Below are 17,254 nucleotides of genomic sequence, written 5' to 3'. Positions count from 1 at the left end.
GCGGCGCGATGCTGCCGCACGTGACGAATCGAAGATCAGGGAGACCGCAGCTTGGCCATCGTCTACGACACCTACCAGCACGAGGCGCCGCGACGGCTGCCGCTGCTCGTTGCGGATGATCCCGCGCGAGTGGTGGCGTGGCGCCACGGCGCGCCGGTGAGCGCGGCATGCTTCCTGGCGCAGGTGCAGGCAGTGGCGGCGGAACTGCCGGTGGCCACCGCGGCGGTGAACCTGTGCGAGGACCGCTATGCGTTCCTGGTCGCGTTCTGCGCCATCGCGTTGCGCGGCCAGGCCAACCTGCTGCCGTCGTCGCGCGCGCCGCAGGCGGTGGATGAGGTGATGGCGGCGCACCCGGGTTGCTACGCGCTGGGCGAGCAGGCGCTCGATCCCGCGCCGCACGGCTACCGGCAGCTGCCGGCGCTGGATGCCACATCGTCGTTTGAACCCGAAGCGGCGTGGCCGTCGATTCCTGCCGACCAGGTGGTGGCGATCGGCTATACCTCCGGTTCCACCGGCACACCCAGCGCCAACCCGAAGACCTGGGCCAGCTTCCACGCCAGCAACGCCGGCAACCTGGCGATGCTGCGTGCGGTGGTCGGGTCACGCTTCGAGATCGTCGCCACGGTGCCGCCGCAGCATATGTACGGCATGGAGATGTCGGTGCTGCTGCCGCTGCTGGGCGAGGCCGGCGCGCATGCCGGGCGCCCGTTCTTTCCGGCCGACGTGGCGGCCGCGCTGGCCGAGGTGCCGGCGCCGCGGGTGCTGGTGACCACGCCGGTGCATCTGCGCGCGCTGGTCGAGTCGGGCATCGCGCTGGCACCAGTTGCCGCAATGCTGTCGGCCACGGCGCCGCTGCCGGTGGAGCTGGCGCGGGCGGCCGAGCAGCGCTTCGGCGCACCGTTGCTGGAAGTGTTCGGTTCCACCGAGACCTGCGTATTCGCCAGCCGCCGCCCCACCGCGGACGAGGACTGGTCGTTGTACGACGGCAGCAACCTGCACCCGCAGCCGGACGGCACCGCGGTGGAGGCACCGCAACTGGCCGCGCCGGTCACCCTGGCCGATATCGTCAGCCTGTCCCACGGCGGCCGCCGCTTTCGCCTGCGCGGCCGGCATGCCGACATGCTGGAAATTGCCGGCAAGCGCGCCTCGCTGGCCGATCTCACCCGGCGCCTGCTGGCGATTCCAGGCGTGCGCGACGGCGTGGTATTCCAGCTCGACGACGGCGATGCGCTGGGCGTGCACCGCATTGCCGCGCTGGCGGTGGCACCGGGCCTGGAGGCGCATGCGATCCTCGACGCGCTGCGCCGTGCGATCGACCCGCTGTTCCTGCCGCGCCCGCTGAAGCTGGTCGATGTGCTGCCGCGCAACGAAACCGGCAAGCTGCCGCGGGCGGCGCTGCTGGCCTTGCTGGGCTGAGCGGTTGCGAATTTCAAACTCTGCCGGGCGACGCCGCGAGGCAACGCCCGGCAGGACTCACTTCACTTCGCGCTGCCGCGTACCGCCTTCACCTGCTCGGCGGTGACCGGCTTGCCCTGGTTGCCCCATGAGCTGCGCTCGTGGTTGGCGATGTCGGCGATGTCGGCGTCGTTCAGTGCAGCGGCAAACGGCGGCATCGCGGTGGGATAGCTGGTGCCGTTGATCACCTGGCCCTGCAGACCCTTCAGGATCACCTCGATGTGCTTGGTGGGGTCGGCATCCTGCACCACCGGGTTGTCCTTCAGCGGCGGGAATGCACCGGGCAGGCCCAGGCCGGTGGCCTGGTGGCAGGCCGCGCAGTTGGTGGCGTACAGCGAAGCGCCGCGGGCCGGGTCGAACTGGTACGGACCGCTGGCAGCCGGCGGCGGCGCGGCGGGTGCGGCGACGACCGGCGCCTTGCTCACCGGCGGTTTGGCTGCCGTCTCGTTCGGGCCGCCCACCAGCAACACGCCTTGCGCGCCCAGCTGCATGTGCGCCATGGCGTGGTCGACGAACGGGTAGTGGCCGGCCTCGTCCAGCGTCAGGTCGAATACCGCACCCTCGCCGGGACCGACGGAGTAGGTCGAGACGCCGTCGATGGCCTGTGCCGGGTTGCCGCCGGGATACACCTTGTCGAAGATCGCACCGATCACGTGGAATGCGCTCCACAGGCTGGGGCCGGCGTTGACCACGTACAGGCGCACCCGGTCGCCGGGCTTGGCGGTGAGCGGGTGGTCGCGGTACTGGAACGCTGCGCCGTTGAACACCACCTCGTCCGGCTGCATCGCCTGCATCTTCTCGTAGTTGCCGGCCATCAGCTTGCCTGACACCTGCTGGGTGTACCACTCGCCCTGCACCAGCACGTAGCTCTCCTGCGCAGGCGGCAGCGGCGTGGCCGGGTCGACGATGATCGCGCCGTACATGCCGTTGCCGATGTGCAGCAGCACCGGCGGCGTGCCGCAGTGGTAGAGGAACGCGCCGGGCACCCTGGCCACGAACGAGAACGTGATCGACTCGCCCGGCATGATGTCCACGTAGTGCAGGCTGGGCGGAGTGATCGCCGAGTGGAAGTCGATCGAATGCTGCATGGTGCCGCGGTTGGTGAGGGTGAAGTTCACCGTCTGCCCCTGGCGCACATGGATCACCGGGCCGGGCACGGTCTTGCCGAAGGTCCAGGCCTGGTACTGCACGCCGCTGGCGATCTCCACGCTGTCGTTGCTGGAGGTGATGTGCACCTCCACGCTGTCACCCGGCTGCAGCGGCGGCAGGCGAGCGTCGCGGGCTTTCTCGATGGGCTGGCTGGAGGCCAGCGACAGCGGCGTCACCGCGGCGGCGGCGGCCTGCGGGCTGGACGAGCGCACGTTCAACGCGCTGTGCAGGCCGGCCAGCAGCAGCGCCACCAGGATCAGCACGCCGGCCAGCGCCGGTCCCTGCACGCGCCAGGGCAGGCGCGGCACTTCGGCCAGCGGCAGCTTGTCGTTCCAGTCGGCCACGCGGCGCCAGCCGGGCCAGCGGCGCTCGATCAGGTAATCCAGGCTGTACGGGCTGGGGCCGGCGCGCAGGTTGATCACGATCAGCGCCGCGAAGATCAGCACGTAGCTGATCGCCGCGCCGATGTTGTTGGCGCCCACCGAATACGGCCCGCCGAAACCCTCGGCGGTGCTCCAGATCAGCAGGCTGAACAGGATGCCCACGATGTAGGTGAGCTTGCGTGCGAAGCCCAGCAGCAGCGCCAGCGCCAGCAGCGTCTCGGCGATGCGCGTGGCCCACACGAACAGCCCCACGTGCGGCGTGACCAGGGCGATCCACATGTCGAACCACCACGCCGACCATGCCGGCTGCCCGGTGGCGGCGTTGTGCAGGTAGCCCACGTAGTGGCTGGCGAAATCGGCAGTCCAGGTGAGCGCGGCGCTCACCGCCCAGATCATGCCGAAGGCCACGCGCAGCGCGGTGCCGGCGACCGCCGGCCAAGTGGAATGGGCGGGCTTGCCACTGTCAGGTACGGACATGCGTAACCTCCATTGCGAATGATGTTGCCGGGGATGCGGCAGCGATACGCGCATCCGTGCCGCCCGAGTGTACGACGATGGTGCCGTCGCGAGCGCGCATGGCAGCGGGTTCGCCGGCGAAGTTCCCGCCTCGGCCCGGAGTTGCCTCGCGACCCCGCTACAATAGCCGGCCACCCCAACGGCAACTCTCCCCCGGAGCATCGGCATGAAGGTCCTGGTCATCGGCAGCGGCGGGCGCGAACACGCGCTGGCGTGGAAGCTCAGGCAGTCCCCGCAGGTCGACGAGGTGATCGTGGCGCCCGGCAATGCAGGCACCGCGCGCGAGCCGGGCGTGCGCAACGCCGACGTCGCGATGAACGATCTCGATGGCTTGTTGCAGCTGGCGAAGCGCGAAAAAATCGGCTTGACCGTGGTCGGCCCGGAAGTGCCGCTGGTGGCGGGTGTGGTCGACCGCTTCCGCGCCGCCGGCCTGCGCATCTTCGGCCCGCGCGCGATCGCCGCGCAACTGGAAGGCTCCAAGGCATTCGCCAAGGATTTCCTGCAGCGGCACAACATTCCCACCGCGTACTACGCGGTGTTCAGCGAACTGAATCCGGCGCTGGCCTACGTGCGCGAACAGGCCCATCGGAGCGGGGGCGCGCCGATCGTGATCAAGGCCGACGGCCTCGCCGCCGGCAAGGGCGTGGTGGTGGCGCTGACCCTGGCCGATGCGGAGCTGGCGCTGCACGACATGCTCGGTGCGCACAGCTTCGGTGATGCGTCGGCGCGGGTGGTGATCGAGGAATTCCTCGACGGCGAGGAAGCCAGCTACATCGTGATGAGCGACGGCAGCCACGCGCTGCCGATGGCCTCCAGCCAGGACCACAAGCGCCGCGACGAAAACGACCTCGGCCCGAACACCGGCGGCATGGGCGCGTACTCGCCGGCGCCGGTGGTCACGCCGGAGGTCGAGCAGCGCATCCTCAAGGAAGTGATCGAGCCGACCCTGCGCGGCATGGCGGCCGAGGGCGCGCCGTTCATCGGCTTCCTCTACGCCGGCCTGATGATCGACAAGTCGGGCGCGCCGAAGGTGATCGAGTTCAACGTGCGCTTCGGCGATCCGGAAACGCAGCCGATCCTGCTGCGGCTGAAATCGGACCTGGTCGAGCTGATCGATGCGGCGCTGGACGGCCGGCTGGAACATGCCCGGGCGCGCTGGGATGCGCGCCCGGCGATCGGCGTGGTGATGGCGGCCGGCGGTTATCCGGGCCGGGTGCGCCTGGGCGATGCGATCAGCGGCCTCGATGCGCTGCCGGACAGCGACGTGAAGGTCTTCCATGCCGGTACCCGGCTCGACGAACAGGGCCGCGCCGTCACGGCCGGTGGTCGCGTGCTGACCGTGTGCGCGCTGGGCGACGACATCGCCGCGGCGCGCGAAAGCGCCTATGCCGCGCTAAGCCGGATCCATTACGACGGCGCGTTCTGCCGCCGTGACATCGCGCACCGGGCCCTGCGACGCCATTGATGCGGCAACCTGATGCTGGCCGCGTACGCTGGCGCATGGTAGGCCATTGGATGGCTTGACTTTTCGATGCCGCCCCTTTTGGGCTATGCTTGGAACTTCCCCCGCGTAGAGTCGTGGCGCCAAGCGCCTGAACGGCCTCGTGCTTGATTCCACGTTTGATGAGGTTTTCCCCATGCGCAAGACGGTTTTGTCGCTGATGTCGGTTGCGGCACTGGCCCTGGCGGGTTGCAGCAATGCTCCCGATTCGTCTCAGCCGGCGGGTCCCGCTGCGCCCGCTTCCGCGAAAACGGCTGCGGCCACGCCGCAGATTCCGAACCAGGTGAGCGGCACGATCTCGCTGCGCGCCGGCACGCCCGCGCCGTCGGCGAATGCCACCCTGGTGCTGAACCTGGCGGACGTGTCGTCCACCGCCGCGGGTTCCGCCCCGCTGGCCAGCAAGACCGCGCCGGCCGGCACGTTCCCGCAGCCGTTCACGCTGAGCTTCAACCCGGCCGAAGTGAAGCCGAATGATCTGTACGTGATCCAGGCGACCCTGACCGACGGCGACCGCAAGTACACGATGCCGATCCAGGCGCCGGTGCTGGCCAAGGGCAGCAAGAACGACGGCGTGGCGATCGAACTGGTGGCCGAACAGACGCCCAGCGAGAAGATCCTGGCCGAGTTCGCCGAGGCGAAGGCGCAGATCGGCGGCATGAAGATCAGCCACGGCACCAAGCTGGAGGCCAATGATTCGCGCGGCTGGCAGCTGTTCCGCCAGGCCGGCGAAGTGAAGTACATCCGCGAAGAAGTCGATTACGGCGACAAGGGCTACACCAGCACCGACTACGCCTACAAGGGCGACAAGCCGTGGGCGATCGTGCAGGAGACCAAGGCCAGCCGCGATGGCAAGCCGAGCGCGATCGACCGCGCCGGCTGGAGCGACGACGGCACGCTGGTGCTGAAGCAGCACCAGGTCGGCGGCGACGTGCAGCCGCTCGATCCGGCGGTGGCGGCGACGCTGAAGAAGCAGGCCATGGCCATCCTCGGCATCGCGACCGGCGGCAAGAACAAGTAAGCCGCTGCAGGCTCCCGCTTCGACGGGAAGGCCCACAAAAAAGCCGTCCGCAAATGCGGACGGCTTTTTCATGGTGCGACCCGGCGGTCCGGGTCGCGGCCTCGCCGGATCAGAGGCTGATCCGCACGCCCATGTTGACGCTGTTGTACTTCTGGCTGTTGTCGCTGAAACGCCCGCTGTAGCCGATCCAGCTCTGCACGCTCGGGGTGAGCTGGGCGGACAGGCCGAGCGTTGCAGTGCCCCAGCTCTGGTCCGGGCTGAAGCCGGTCAGGGCGAAGCTGCCGTTCATGCTGTTCAGGCCGGCGCTGACCAGGCGCGGGTCGGCCTTGCTGTCGTGGTTCCAGGCCAGTTCGACGTAGGGCGACATCAGCAGGTTGTTGACCTGCCACTGGCCGCGCAGGCGCCAGCCCAGCGTGCCCAGCAGCGAGTCGCGCTGCTGCCGGCCGAACCACATCGCGCTGCTGTCGTTGCCGTTCTCGTTGTAGCCGCTGACCTTCACGGTCTGCCAGTCGATGGTGGCGAATGGCCCGGTCTGCAGCTCGTCGTTGAGGTTGAACCACCAGCCGCCGGTGGCGCCGCCACCCAGGTGCGAGCCGTCGGTCTTGCCGCTTTCGGTACGCTGCATGGTGCCGATGCTCAGGCGGCGCTCGATGTCCTTGAAGTTGGACTGGCCGAAGTTGACGTAGCCGCCCACGTAGCCACCGCCGTTGTGGTAGCCGACATAGCCCAGGCCGCTGACGTCCTGCAGTTTGTAGCCGCCGCCACCGGAAAAATCGGCGTTGTGCTGGCCGATGCCGAGCGCCACGCCGGCGGTGACGTGTTCGCCGGCGAAGAAGTTCGCGCCCAGGGTGAAGTTGAAATTGTCGCTGTTGGTGCGCGGGGAATGGCTGGTGGCGTCGAAGCGCTGCTTCGCGTAATCAATGTTGACGAAGGTGCGCACATCGCCATCCTTGCCGGTGGTCAGCATCTGCTCGCGCATGACGCGGTTCTGCGCGGTACTGGCCGCCAGCGGCGCTTCGCCGAGCAGCGAGATCTGTTCCGGCGCGTGGATCACCGACAGCACGTACTGGCTGAGCATCGCGTGGGCGGCGGTGGTCGGGTGCACGCCGTCAGCAAACAGGTAGGTCTGGTCGGTGCCCGGTGCATACGTGTACGGCAGGCCCGAGCCCTGCGGGCCGCACTGCACCGAACTGGAACCGGCGCCGCAGGCCGGCGTGGTCACGTTGCTGAAGCCGTAGGCGGACGGATTGGCGATCACCTCGTTGAGCAGGGCGAAGGTGTTCACCGGAATGATGTTCAGGCCGTTGCTGCTGAGTTGCCCGAGCCCGCTGTTGAGCACGCCGTTGTAGAGCACGGCAAGCTGGCTGGCGCCGGCCTGCGCGGCGGCGCCGCCGGCCGCGGCCGAGGGCGTCTTGCCGAGGTCGGGCAGGTTGTAGACCACCACGTACCTGGCGCCGGCGGCCTGCAGGCTGCCGAGCATGTGGACCTCGGTCTGCGCCGCGTTGACCGCGCCAGCGGCGATCGCGTTCGGATCGGTCAGCGCGCTGCTCAGGTAGAAGATGTCGTTCGCGCCGCCCCAGACCTGGTACAGGGCGTTGCCGTCGGCATGGCCGCCGGTCGCGCCGAGGTACATCTGCAGCTGCTGCGGAATGGTCGGCACCGGGGCCACGTTGTTGACGAAGCCGGCGCCGCCCCAGGCGAAATCGGTACCGCCGACGGCGGACGGGGCCAGCGTGAAGCCGAGCTTCGCCGCGACATTCTCCGCGGTGGTGGTGCCCGGGTTGGTGGTGAAGCGCAGCGGCGGCTGGATCGCGGGCGCGGTGGCCAGCGAGATGTTGCCGCCGTCGCTGAGGCTGTCGCCGAACACGATGACGTTGCTGAAGTCGGTGGCGGCAGCAGCCGTGCTGAACAGCAGGGCGGTGGCGATGGCACCGGCCAGATGGCGGGAACGAAGCATGTGGATACTCCTGGGCCGGAATGGCCTTGTTAGCTGGACGTTACGTTACGGCATTCCATACGGAACCGCATGCTGCAGCGCATCGCCGCCGCCTGCGGGCCTGGCGCCGGCAATTCAACGCTTGGTGGCACGCGCCAGCGCGTCGGCGAATGCGTTGTTGGCCGGCGCAGGAGTCGGCTTTGCTGCGCCGCTACCCGGGCGCGGGCCGCGGTTGTCGCGCTGGCCGGCACGAGCATCGTTGCCGCCGCCCGGACGGCCACCGCGCGCCTGGCCCGGCTCGTCGTCCAGCCGCATGCTGAGGCCGATGCGCTGGCGCGGCAGGTCCACCTCCATCACCTTGACCTTGACGATGTCGCCGGCCTTCACCGCATCACGCGGATCCTTGACGAAGGTGTGCGACAGCGCCGAGACGTGGACCAGGCCGTCCTGGTGCACGCCGATGTCGACGAAGGCGCCGAACGCGGCCACGTTGGTGACGCGGCCTTCGAGGATCATGCCGGGCTTGAGATCCTTCACGTCCTCGACGCCCTCGGCGAAGCTCGGCGCGACGAACTCCGGGCGCGGGTCGCGGCCGGGCTTCTCCAGTTCCTTCAGGATGTCGCGCACGGTCGGCACGCCGAATTTCTCGTCGGTGAACTGCTCGGGCTTGAGGCCACGCAGGAAGCCGGCGTCGCCGATGATGTTGCGCACCTCACGGCCGCACTGCGCGATGATCCGCTCGACCACCGGGTAGGCTTCCGGATGCACCGCGCTGGCGTCCAGCGGGTTGTCGCCGCTGGACACGCGCAGGAAGCCGGCGCACTGCTCGAACGCCTTGTCGCCCAGCCGCGGCACCTTCAGCAGCGCCTTGCGATTGGCGAACGGGCCGTTGGCGTCGCGGTGCTTGACCACGTTCTCGGCGACCGAGGCAGACAGCCCGGCCACGCGCGCGAGCAGCGCGGCGGAGGCGGTGTTGACGTCCACGCCGACCGCGTTGACGCAGTCCTCCACCTTCGCATCCAGCGCGCGCGCCAGCTTGATCTGGTTCACGTCGTGCTGGTACTGGCCCACGCCGATCGCCTTCGGCTCGATCTTCACCAGCTCGGCCAGCGGGTCCTGCAGGCGGCGCGCGATCGAGACGGCGCCGCGCAGGCTCACGTCGAGCTGGGGGAATTCCTTCGCGGCGAATTCCGAGGCGGAATACACCGAGGCACCGGCCTCGCTCACCACGATCTTCGACAGCTTCGCCTCGGGCAGCTTCCTGATCAGCTCGCCGGCCAGCTTGTCGGTCTCGCGCGAGCCGGTGCCGTTGCCGATCGCGATCAGGTCCACGTTGTGCTGCTTGCACAGCTTTGCCAGCGACACCAGCGATTCGTTCCACTGCCGCCGCGGCTCCAGCGGATAGATGGTGTCGGTGGCCAGCAGCTTGCCGGTGGCGTCGACCACCGCGACCTTGCAGCCGGTGCGGATGCCGGGATCCAGTCCCATCACCGTCTTCGCGCCGGCCGGCGCGGCCAGCATCAGGTCCTTGAGGTTGTCGCCGAACACGCGGATCGCCTCGTCCTCGGCGCCTTCGCGCACGCGGCCGAACAGGTCGAGGGTGAGATGCAGATGCAGCTTCACGCGCCAGGTCAGGCGCACCGTCTCGCGCAGCCACGCATCCGCGGCGCGGCCACGGTTGTGGATGTTCGCGTGCGCCGCGACACGGCCCTCGCCTTCGGCATGGCCCTGCTCGCTGTCGGCGGCGGGCGCGAGCTCGAGTTCGATCACGCCCTCGTTGCGCGCACGCATCAGTGCCAGCAGGCGGTGCGAGGGGATCTTGCCGATCGGTTCGACGTGGTCGAAGTAGTCGCGGAACTTCGCGCCCTCGTTCTCCTTGCCCTCGACCACTTTCGCGCGGATCTGCCCCTGCGCCCACAGCCAGTCGCGCAGTTCGCCGACCAGGTGCGCGTCCTCGGCGATCGACTCCATCAGGATCGCGCGGGCGCCGTCCAGCGCGGCGCGCACGTCGGCGACGCCCTTTTCTGCATCGACGAACGATTCGGCGAACGCTTCCGGGGTCAGTGTGGGGTCTTCGCGCAGGCCGGTCGCCAGCGGTTCCAGCCCGGCCTCGCGGGCGATCTGCGCCTTGGTGCGGCGCTTGGGCTTGAACGGCAGGTACAGATCCTCCAGCCGCGCCTTGGTGTCGGCGGCGAGCAGATCGGCCTTCAACGCATCGCCGAGCTTGCCCTGTTCCTCGACGCTGGCGAGGATCGCCGCACGCCGTTCTTCCAGCTCGCGCAGGTAGCGCAGGCGTTCCTCCAGCAAACGCAGCTGGGTGTCGTCGAGGCCGCCGGTGACCTCCTTGCGGTAGCGTGCGATGAACGGCACGGTGGCACCGCCGTCGAGCAGGTCGACTGCCGCGCGTACCTGTTCGGTCCTGGCGGCGATGTCGTTGGCAATGCGTTGTTCGATGCTGAGCATGAGTTGGCCACGGTTCCCTGGTTGCCGGCGCCAGCCGGGTGGACCGTCGATGATAGCAAGCCGCCCGGATGCCTCGGCCAGACGCGACGAGCTTCGCCATCGGTTCGATGCGCAGCGGGTTCCGGCGAGACCGGATACCGATCCCTGGCAATCTTCGAACCGGCGTGCATCGATCCGCCGGTGCGCGCGCGGATCGACAGCGGTTCCATGGGCCTGCCGACCTTCGCATCTCCCCGGCGGATCCACCGGAAATTATCAGTGGATCCTCGCGAATCCTCCCGTAATCCATCAAGCAGGAGCTGCAGCTGCAGCCCAGAGTGGCCCAACGGACATTGGCGTCCGTCTGGAGGTCTTATGAAACGTCTGATCATTGTCACGAGCATCGCGCTCGGTCTTGCCTGCGTCGCCGGCGCCAGCATCGCCCAGGACCAGTCCCAAACCACCAACCTGCAGAATGTCTCGGTCACCGCCGCACCGGGCCAGTACGAGACCTACGTCGTCGACTTGTCCACGGGCTACGGACTGGCGGCGCTTGTCGGCAACACGCACAGGCAGTACATGCAGGCGCAGCGGGCGGCCGAGAATTCGGAAGTCCTGCGGAAGCAGGGCATGGCCATGCAGTCGTTTGTCTCGGTGGCCATCGACAACTCGTCCGGCCCGGGCATGGCGAGACAGATCCGGCTGATCGATGCCGCCCAGGACACGGTTGCCATCGTGAACGTGTATTGCAAGCAGGCCGCACCGGCGGAAGGCCATCGGTGCCAGCTGGTTCCCCAGTCGGTTGCGACCCACGCGTCTGACCAGCGCCTGGCGTCGAAGCAGGCGGGACGCCCGCAGCTGGCGGAGGTGGAGCAACAGCACTGAGCGGATCGGCGGCCTGGTGCGTCGCCGTGCTTTTCGTCGTGGAACCACCGCGGAATCGACAGGCTTTCCAGACGGTTTCCCGCGGATACCTCATGCCTCAGCGGAGGCACCAAACCATACTCACCTGCACAGACATCGCGTCTGCCGGGAGGAACTCATGAAACGTCTGATCATTGCCACGAGCATCGTGCTCGGTCTTGCCTGCGCCGGCAGCGTCAGTGCCGCCCAGTACGAGACCTATACCACCAACCTGCACTACGGCTACAACCTGATGGTCTTTGTGGGCCACACCCCGGCAGGGTTCATCCAGGCGCAACACGCGGCGAACAGATGGGAAGGCCAGCGTCATCTTGGACTTGGCCCGCAGACCGTTGCCGCGGTGGCCGTCGATAATTCGAGCGGTCTGGTGAAACAGGTCCGCTGGGTCGGTCCGGACAAGGCAGTGGCTGTCATCGACATCCATTGAATCCGGTTGGCCGCGCCCGAATGGCCTGACACGTCTGTCGCAATGGTGACCTGCAGGCGCATCAAGCAGGTGAGTCGCATGGTCGATCCGGAGCCGGGGCGCAGCCTACGCCCATGCGATAACGAAGCAGGAGCTGGTGGCGCCATGCCGCCAGCTCCTTGCGCGTGTTGCCGCCAGACATGACGCGGCGCCCCAGTCACGGAGTTGTCCGTGGCGCGGTCAGGATGTTGGCAGTGGATCGGGCAGCGTCCGTTCGGTGGCAAGCAGTGCGTCAAGTCGCTGCTGCTGCTGGTGGAAGTCCGCATCATCGGCCAGTGGGCGCCAGGCCAGGTCGTGCCGCAAGGCAAGGTCGTCGCGGAAACCTTCGTCGATCGCCTGGCCCAGGACGGCGATGGCTGCTTCCCGCTCGCCTTCCAGCGCGGCCAGTACCGCCCTGTGGTAGACCAGCGACGGTGTCGCCACGCCACTTTCGCCCAGGCGTGCGTATTCCAGGCTCAGGACCGCGAGGATGGCTCGGCGTTGCGTGTCGCCCCATGGCAACAGGGCCGCCCAATTGGCGAGTTGGCCCAGGCATGGCTTCAGGTCGATGAAGTTCAGGAACGGGTCGCCGTCGGCGAAGCGGCGGCGGTAAGGGACTCGCACGGCCTCCGCTTGTCCGTTCGAGGCCTGCGCCTGGGCCGACGGCTGCGGCTGCGGTGCCCTGGCCGGCAAATCGACGGCGCCATCCACCGGAGGGGGCGTGTAATGCACCGTGCCGATGAAGCGGAAGCCCAGGCTGTGCACGGTGGCGATGTAGCGCGGCTCCGCAGACGAATCACCCAGCGTGTGGCGCAGTTGCGAAACCGCCCGGTTGAGTACGCCGGGTGTGACGTGACGATGTCCCCAGACGATATCCAGCAGCGCGTCCTTGCTTACCATCTCGCCGGCATGGCACAGCAGGGTCAGCAGCAGCATGTAGGCCTTGGGTTCCACCGGCAACGGCCGACCGTCGCGCTCCAGTCGGTGCGCGGCTGGCTCGACCAGGATATTGTCGAACCGATAGATTCCGGTGTTTTCAGGCTCGATTCGAGGCATGGCTTCGACCTGGGCCACGAAGTTTTCTGAAGCTACGCCGTCAAAGATTAGATGCGCGTGACGTTGCCGGCCGATGCGAACACCCGATTGCTTGCGCATGAAACACTCGTGGCAGCCACAGCATTTCCACCGACTTGTTCCGCGATTTCCTCATGATCCGCGGCGGTCGCTGGGCATGGGTTCCCTGGCGTCCGGCGTGCCGCGGTTCCACGTGAACCGAGAGGGCTGCGGCGCCGGATGGCGGCAGGTCTTTCGAGGTCACCGCCGCCGGGTGATTCAGGCGCGGAAGGTGTTGCCGTTGCCGGACGCTGCCTGGCTCGGCTTGAACTCGCTGGCGCGGCCGTTCAGTACCAGGGTCTTGGCCAGCAGGTCGTGAAAGCCCTGCTTGCGGGTGGTCCATGCCACCGCCAGATAGCAGACGAGGGGGATCAGGGCGGTCAGGACATTGGTCAGTCGAACCGCGTTGCGGGCCAGGCTGCGCCCGAGGCTGATGCGCCTTCCTTCCAGGTCGGTGACGCGCAGGCCCAGCGCCAGCTTGCCCGGCGTGGCCTGCCAGGCGGAGCATTCGAAGAAGGCGTAGTAGAGATAGCCCACCAGCAGTGCCCACATCGTGGCCGGACGAACGGCCCTGGCGTATTCCTCCATCGCCAGGGTGGGCGTGGCGCCGCCCTGGATTTGTGTCATGAAATGCTCGAATGCGGTGGTGGCGCCCATGGACAGCGCAATCATGAAGACCGGAACCAGCAGGATCAGGTAATCGATCACCCAGGCGGCGAATCGCTTCCAGAAGCCGGCACAATCTTCCAGGGTCGCGGCGTTGGTTGACGGTAATGGCGTCGTGGAAGGAGCGGCCGGCACGCTGCGAGTTTCATCGGGGAACAGCACCGACAACGGCTGCCAGTCGGCGAGGCCTTCGTGCCAGGCCAGGTCGGCCGCGCTCAGCTGGCCGCTGCGCAGCCACGCGCGCACGTCGTCTTCCTTGTACGGGCCATGCCGTTCGCCGTCACGGCCGATCCAGATTTCCATCGAGCCCACTCCTCGCGCTGGTGAATGTACGGATCATGCCATGGTCGCATGGCGGCAGAGGGCCTGGATGCAGCGGGCCGCTCTTCCGGATCGTGGCCCCGCGCACTGGCTCGGGGATAGCGCGCCCGGCTCGTGCCACCCGGCGAACGGGGCAGCTTCAGTACCCCGGATGATTCCCGAGGTTTCGGCCGGTCTGTTTCGCAGGTGGACTCACTACAAACCATCAGTCAATCCACAACCATCCATCGTGAATCCGTGAATCAAGTCCCGCTGCATCGGCCTATGGTTCCGCAACGGACCGGGGGATCCACCTGGAGGCTTATATGAAACACACGATCATTGCTTCAATCGTCGCGCTCGGTCTGGCCTGCGCCAGCGGCGGCAGCATCGCCCAGGACCAGTCGCGAACGGCCAGCTTGCAGAACATCATGGTCACCGCGCCAGCGGGCCAATACGAGACCTACACGGTCGACCTGAACACGGGCTTCGGGTTGAAGGTGCTCGTCGGCAACAGGCATGGGCAGTACATGGAAGCACGGCGTGCGACGGAGAGCCTGGAAGGCCTGCGCAAGCAGGGCATGGCCCAGTCGCCTTTCGTCAATGTGGCCATCGACAACTCACCTGGCGAAAGCCACGCCTGGAAAATTTTGTTGTCCGACCGTGCACGGCGGACGCTGGCCATCGTCGACGTGTATTGCAAGCACTTCGTCAGGAATGATGGCAAACAGTGCCGGCTGGTTCCCCGGCCGGTTTCGGGGAGTTCGGACAACCAGCTGGCGGCATCGACCGAGACAAGGGGCGCATCACTTGCCGAGGTACAGGCAGGTTCTCGCTAAGCCTGATGCATCGTGCTGGCCGGATGCCTGCGCGGCGCGCTGGTGATCGCCTGCCGAGGGCAGGTTTGCTTTTCCGTGCGGTGACGGGACAAGGGCTGGCGCCGCCATGGCGCCTGCCCCTTGCGTCGGGGCGTGCGCGGCAACTCGCAGGGAAGGAAGTGGCCCGGATGTGCGCGGCGGATGAGCGGAAGCAGGAGAGGTCGATCAAGCGACGCGGCGCTTCAGGTGCACCAGCAGCAGCGAGATCGCGGCTGGGGTGACGCCGCTGACGCGCGCGGCCTGGCCGATGGTGGCCGGCAACGAACGCTTCAGCTTCAGCAGCACCTCGGCCGACAACCCGCGCACCTTGTCGTAGTCGAAGCCGGCGGGGATCGCGGTGTGCTCGTGGCGACGCTGGCGCTCGATCTCCTCGCGCTGGCGCTCGAGGTAGCCGGCGTACTTCACCTGAACTTCGACCTGCGCGGCGACGTCGTCGCGCTCCACCGCTGGCCCGAGTTCGGGCACGCCGGCAAGCGTCGCGTAATCGAGTTCGGGCCGGCGCAACAGGTCGATGGCGCTGGTTTCGCGGCTGACCACGATGCCCAGCTGGCGTTCGACCGCGGCACCACGGGTGTTCCCCGGAGTCACCCACAGCGTGCCCAGGCGCTGCAGCTCGCGCTCGACCGCGTCGCGCTTGGCACGCAGCGCGTCGAAGCGCGCCGGCGGCACCACGCCCAGCTCGAAACCCTGTTCGGTGAGGCGCAGGTCGGCGTTGTCCTCGCGCAGGTGCAGCCGGTATTCGGCGCGCGAGGTGAACATGCGGTACGGCTCGATGGTGCCGTTGCTGGTGAGGTCGTCGATCAGCACGCCGAGGTAGGCCTCGTCGCGGCGCGGGTACCACGGCGCCTTGCCCTGCACCGCGAGCGCGGCGTTGAGACCGGCAAGCAGGCCCTGCGCGGCGGCTTCCTCGTAGCCGGTGGTGCCGTTGATCTGGCCGGCGAAATACAGGCCGGGGATCGCCTTCGTCTCCAGCCACGGCTGGAGTCCGCGCGGGTCGAAGTAGTCGTACTCGATCGCGTAGCCGGGGCGGGTGATGTGCGCGTGCTCGAAACCCTTGATCGACTGCACCAGCGCCAGCTGCACGTCGTACGGCAGCGAGGTGGAGATGCCATTCGGGTAGATCTCGAACGTATCCAGCCCTTCCGGCTCGATGAAGATCTGGTGTGAGGACTTCTCCGCGAAGCGCACCACCTTGTCCTCGATCGACGGGCAGTAGCGCGGGCCGACGCCCTCGATCTGGCCGGTGTACAGCGGCGAGCGATCCAGCGCGCCGCGGATGATCTCGTGCGTGCGCTCGGCGGTATGCGTGATCCAGCAGCTGACCTGGCGCGGATGCTCGTCGCGCGAACCGAGATAGGAGAACACCGGCGCCGGCGCGTCACCGGGCTGCTCTTCCAGGCCGCTGAAATCGATGCTGCGTCGGTCGATGCGTGGCGGCGTGCCGGTCTTCAGGCGGTCGGCGGCGACCGGCAGCTCGCGCAGCCTTTGCGCCAGCGTGCTGGCCGGCGGGTCGCCGGCGCGGCCACCGGCGTACTGCGCCTGGCCGATGTGGATCTTGCCGGCGAGGAAGGTGCCGGCGGTGAGCACGACGCTGTGCGCGCCGAAGGTGAGCCCCATCTGGGTGACCACGCCGCAGACGCGGCCGCCCTCGATGAGCAGGTCGTCCACCGCCTGCTGGAACAGTTCCAGGTTCGGCTGCGTCTCCACCATCCGGCGGATCGCCGCCTTGTACAGCGCGCGGTCGGCCTGGCAGCGGGTGGCACGCACGGCTGGGCCCTTCGACGCGTTCAGCGTGCGCCACTGGATGCCGGCGCGGTCAGCCGCGTGCGCCATCGCGCCGCCCAGCGCGTCGATCTCCTTCACCAGGTGGCCCTTGCCGATGCCGCCGATGGCGGGATTGCAGCTCATCTGGCCGATCGTCTCGATGCTGTGGCTGAGCAGCAGGGTGCGTGCACCGGTGCGCGCGGCGGCCAGCGCGGCTTCGGTGCCGGCGTGGCCGCCGCCGATCACGATGACGTCGTAGTGGGTCGGGTGGCGCATCAAACTGACCTGAGCGTGCAAAAAGTGACGAAACGGGGCGCCATGGTAACGCCAGCAACGGCTTGCGAGTCGCCAGGGACGGCTGGCACATTTCCTGCTTACGGAGAACCAGCACTTTCAGGGGCAGACGCTGCGCGACCACGCGCGCCGAGATCGGACGGACAGGGGTTCGATCGCGTACCAGGAAAGGAAGCAAGACGGCACCCCTCGGGGTGCCGTCGTCTTTTGCGCGGCCGAAAAGTCTGTCAGGGCCCACAAAGACAAGGCCCCGCGGCTTGGCGGCCGCGGGGCCTTGTGCTGTTAGATCTGACGCCCGGCGGTCTCAGGAACAGGGGGAATCCAGGATGACCGTATTGCCGGGCGCCAGAAACCGGAAATCTGCTGGCGCGAACCACGGTCGTTGCCGTGGAACGTGGGTCGATATTCGCCGCAAATGCGTGAACAAGGGGTGACTGAAAAGGGATTTTGTGTCCGATCGCGGCAGCAGC

Annotated in this window: 12 protein-coding genes; 6 read left to right on the top strand and 6 right to left on the bottom strand. The window is 67.9% G+C overall.

The features are described from left to right. Positions 1-51: 51 nt before the first annotated feature. Complete coding sequence (locus tag IMW82_RS15350) at positions 52-1,416, top strand: AMP-binding protein (RefSeq protein ID WP_108472136.1); 1,365 nt, start codon at positions 52-54, stop codon at positions 1,414-1,416. A gap of 62 nt (positions 1,417-1,478) precedes the next feature. Here IMW82_RS15350 and IMW82_RS15345 read toward each other — a convergent pair whose 3' ends face one another. Further along, positions 1,479-3,464: a multicopper oxidase domain-containing protein gene (locus IMW82_RS15345; RefSeq protein WP_108472135.1), complete on the bottom strand. Its 1,986-nt coding sequence runs from the start codon at positions 3,462-3,464 to the stop codon at positions 1,479-1,481. A 205-nt stretch (positions 3,465-3,669) separates the two neighbouring features. On the opposite strand from IMW82_RS15345, the gene purD reads away from it, so the two are divergent. Together purD and IMW82_RS15335 are read left to right on the top strand one after the other, a co-directional pair. Continuing rightward, positions 3,670-4,968, top strand: a complete 1,299-nt coding sequence (gene purD / locus IMW82_RS15340; protein WP_108472134.1) for a phosphoribosylamine--glycine ligase — start codon at positions 3,670-3,672, stop codon at positions 4,966-4,968. 172 nt (positions 4,969-5,140) lie between these two features. Further along, on the top strand, positions 5,141-6,022 hold the full coding sequence (locus tag IMW82_RS15335; protein WP_108472133.1) for a YbaY family lipoprotein: 882 nt from the start codon (positions 5,141-5,143) through the stop codon (positions 6,020-6,022). Between the two features lie 109 nt (positions 6,023-6,131). On the opposite strand, the gene IMW82_RS15330 is transcribed toward IMW82_RS15335, so the two are convergent. Both IMW82_RS15330 and IMW82_RS15325 read right to left on the bottom strand, forming a co-directional pair. Next, a complete protein-coding gene (locus IMW82_RS15330) occupies positions 6,132-7,979 on the bottom strand; it encodes an autotransporter domain-containing protein (protein WP_108472132.1) in 1,848 nt (615 codons plus the stop codon). 114 nt (positions 7,980-8,093) lie between these two features. Then, entirely contained in the window at positions 8,094-10,421 is a 2,328-nt protein-coding gene (locus IMW82_RS15325; protein WP_108472131.1) for a Tex family protein, read from the bottom strand. 354 nt (positions 10,422-10,775) lie between these two features. Between IMW82_RS15325 and IMW82_RS15320 the strand changes: the two genes are divergently transcribed. Together IMW82_RS15320 and IMW82_RS15315 are read left to right on the top strand one after the other, a co-directional pair. Then, entirely contained in the window at positions 10,776-11,285 is a 510-nt protein-coding gene (locus IMW82_RS15320; protein WP_108472130.1) for a hypothetical protein, read from the top strand. Positions 11,286-11,442: 157 nt separating this feature from the next. Further along, on the top strand, positions 11,443-11,751 hold the full coding sequence (locus IMW82_RS15315; RefSeq protein ID WP_108472129.1) for a hypothetical protein: 309 nt from the start codon (positions 11,443-11,445) through the stop codon (positions 11,749-11,751). Positions 11,752-11,970: 219 nt separating this feature from the next. Here IMW82_RS15315 and IMW82_RS15310 read toward each other — a convergent pair whose 3' ends face one another. Further along, positions 11,971-12,825, bottom strand: coding sequence for a winged helix-turn-helix domain-containing protein (locus IMW82_RS15310; protein WP_211005183.1), 855 nt, complete (start codon positions 12,823-12,825; stop codon positions 11,971-11,973). A 276-nt stretch (positions 12,826-13,101) separates the two neighbouring features. Then, positions 13,102-13,851, bottom strand: a complete 750-nt coding sequence (locus tag IMW82_RS15305; RefSeq protein WP_108472127.1) for an RDD family protein — start codon at positions 13,849-13,851, stop codon at positions 13,102-13,104. 323 nt (positions 13,852-14,174) lie between these two features. Between IMW82_RS15305 and IMW82_RS15300 the strand changes: the two genes are divergently transcribed. Further along, a complete protein-coding gene (locus tag IMW82_RS15300) occupies positions 14,175-14,687 on the top strand; it encodes a hypothetical protein (protein WP_108472126.1) in 513 nt (170 codons plus the stop codon). Between the two features lie 204 nt (positions 14,688-14,891). Here IMW82_RS15300 and mnmG read toward each other — a convergent pair whose 3' ends face one another. Then, on the bottom strand, positions 14,892-16,766 hold the full coding sequence (mnmG, locus tag IMW82_RS15295) for a tRNA uridine-5-carboxymethylaminomethyl(34) synthesis enzyme MnmG (protein WP_108472125.1): 1,875 nt from the start codon (positions 16,764-16,766) through the stop codon (positions 14,892-14,894). Positions 16,767-17,254: the final 488 nt, after the last annotated feature.

The sequence above is a fragment of the Rhodanobacter sp. B2A1Ga4 genome, from assembly GCF_018101315.1.
Lineage (GTDB): Bacteria > Pseudomonadota > Gammaproteobacteria > Xanthomonadales > Rhodanobacteraceae > Rhodanobacter > Rhodanobacter thiooxydans_A.
The sequence above is the reverse complement of the archived record's forward strand: the minus strand, read 5'-3'. Positions and strand labels throughout refer to the sequence as shown.

Excerpts from the sequence above, each read along its gene's own strand:
- IMW82_RS15345 (WP_108472135.1), bottom strand. The coding sequence starts at position 3,464 with ATGTCCGTACCTGACAGTGGCAAGCCCGCCCATTCCACTTGGCCGGCG.
- purD (WP_108472134.1), top strand. The coding sequence starts at position 3,670 with ATGAAGGTCCTGGTCATCGGCAGCGGCGGGCGCGAACACGCGCTGGCG.
- IMW82_RS15335 (WP_108472133.1), top strand. The coding sequence starts at position 5,141 with ATGCGCAAGACGGTTTTGTCGCTGATGTCGGTTGCGGCACTGGCCCTG.
- IMW82_RS15330 (WP_108472132.1), bottom strand. The coding sequence starts at position 7,979 with ATGCTTCGTTCCCGCCATCTGGCCGGTGCCATCGCCACCGCCCTGCTG.
- IMW82_RS15325 (WP_108472131.1), bottom strand. The coding sequence starts at position 10,421 with ATGCTCAGCATCGAACAACGCATTGCCAACGACATCGCCGCCAGGACC.
- IMW82_RS15320 (WP_108472130.1), top strand. The coding sequence starts at position 10,776 with ATGAAACGTCTGATCATTGTCACGAGCATCGCGCTCGGTCTTGCCTGC.
- IMW82_RS15315 (WP_108472129.1), top strand. The coding sequence starts at position 11,443 with ATGAAACGTCTGATCATTGCCACGAGCATCGTGCTCGGTCTTGCCTGC.
- IMW82_RS15310 (WP_211005183.1), bottom strand. The coding sequence starts at position 12,825 with ATGCCTCGAATCGAGCCTGAAAACACCGGAATCTATCGGTTCGACAAT.
- IMW82_RS15305 (WP_108472127.1), bottom strand. The coding sequence starts at position 13,851 with ATGGAAATCTGGATCGGCCGTGACGGCGAACGGCATGGCCCGTACAAG.
- IMW82_RS15300 (WP_108472126.1), top strand. The coding sequence starts at position 14,175 with ATGAAACACACGATCATTGCTTCAATCGTCGCGCTCGGTCTGGCCTGC.
- mnmG (WP_108472125.1), bottom strand. The coding sequence starts at position 16,766 with ATGCGCCACCCGACCCACTACGACGTCATCGTGATCGGCGGCGGCCAC.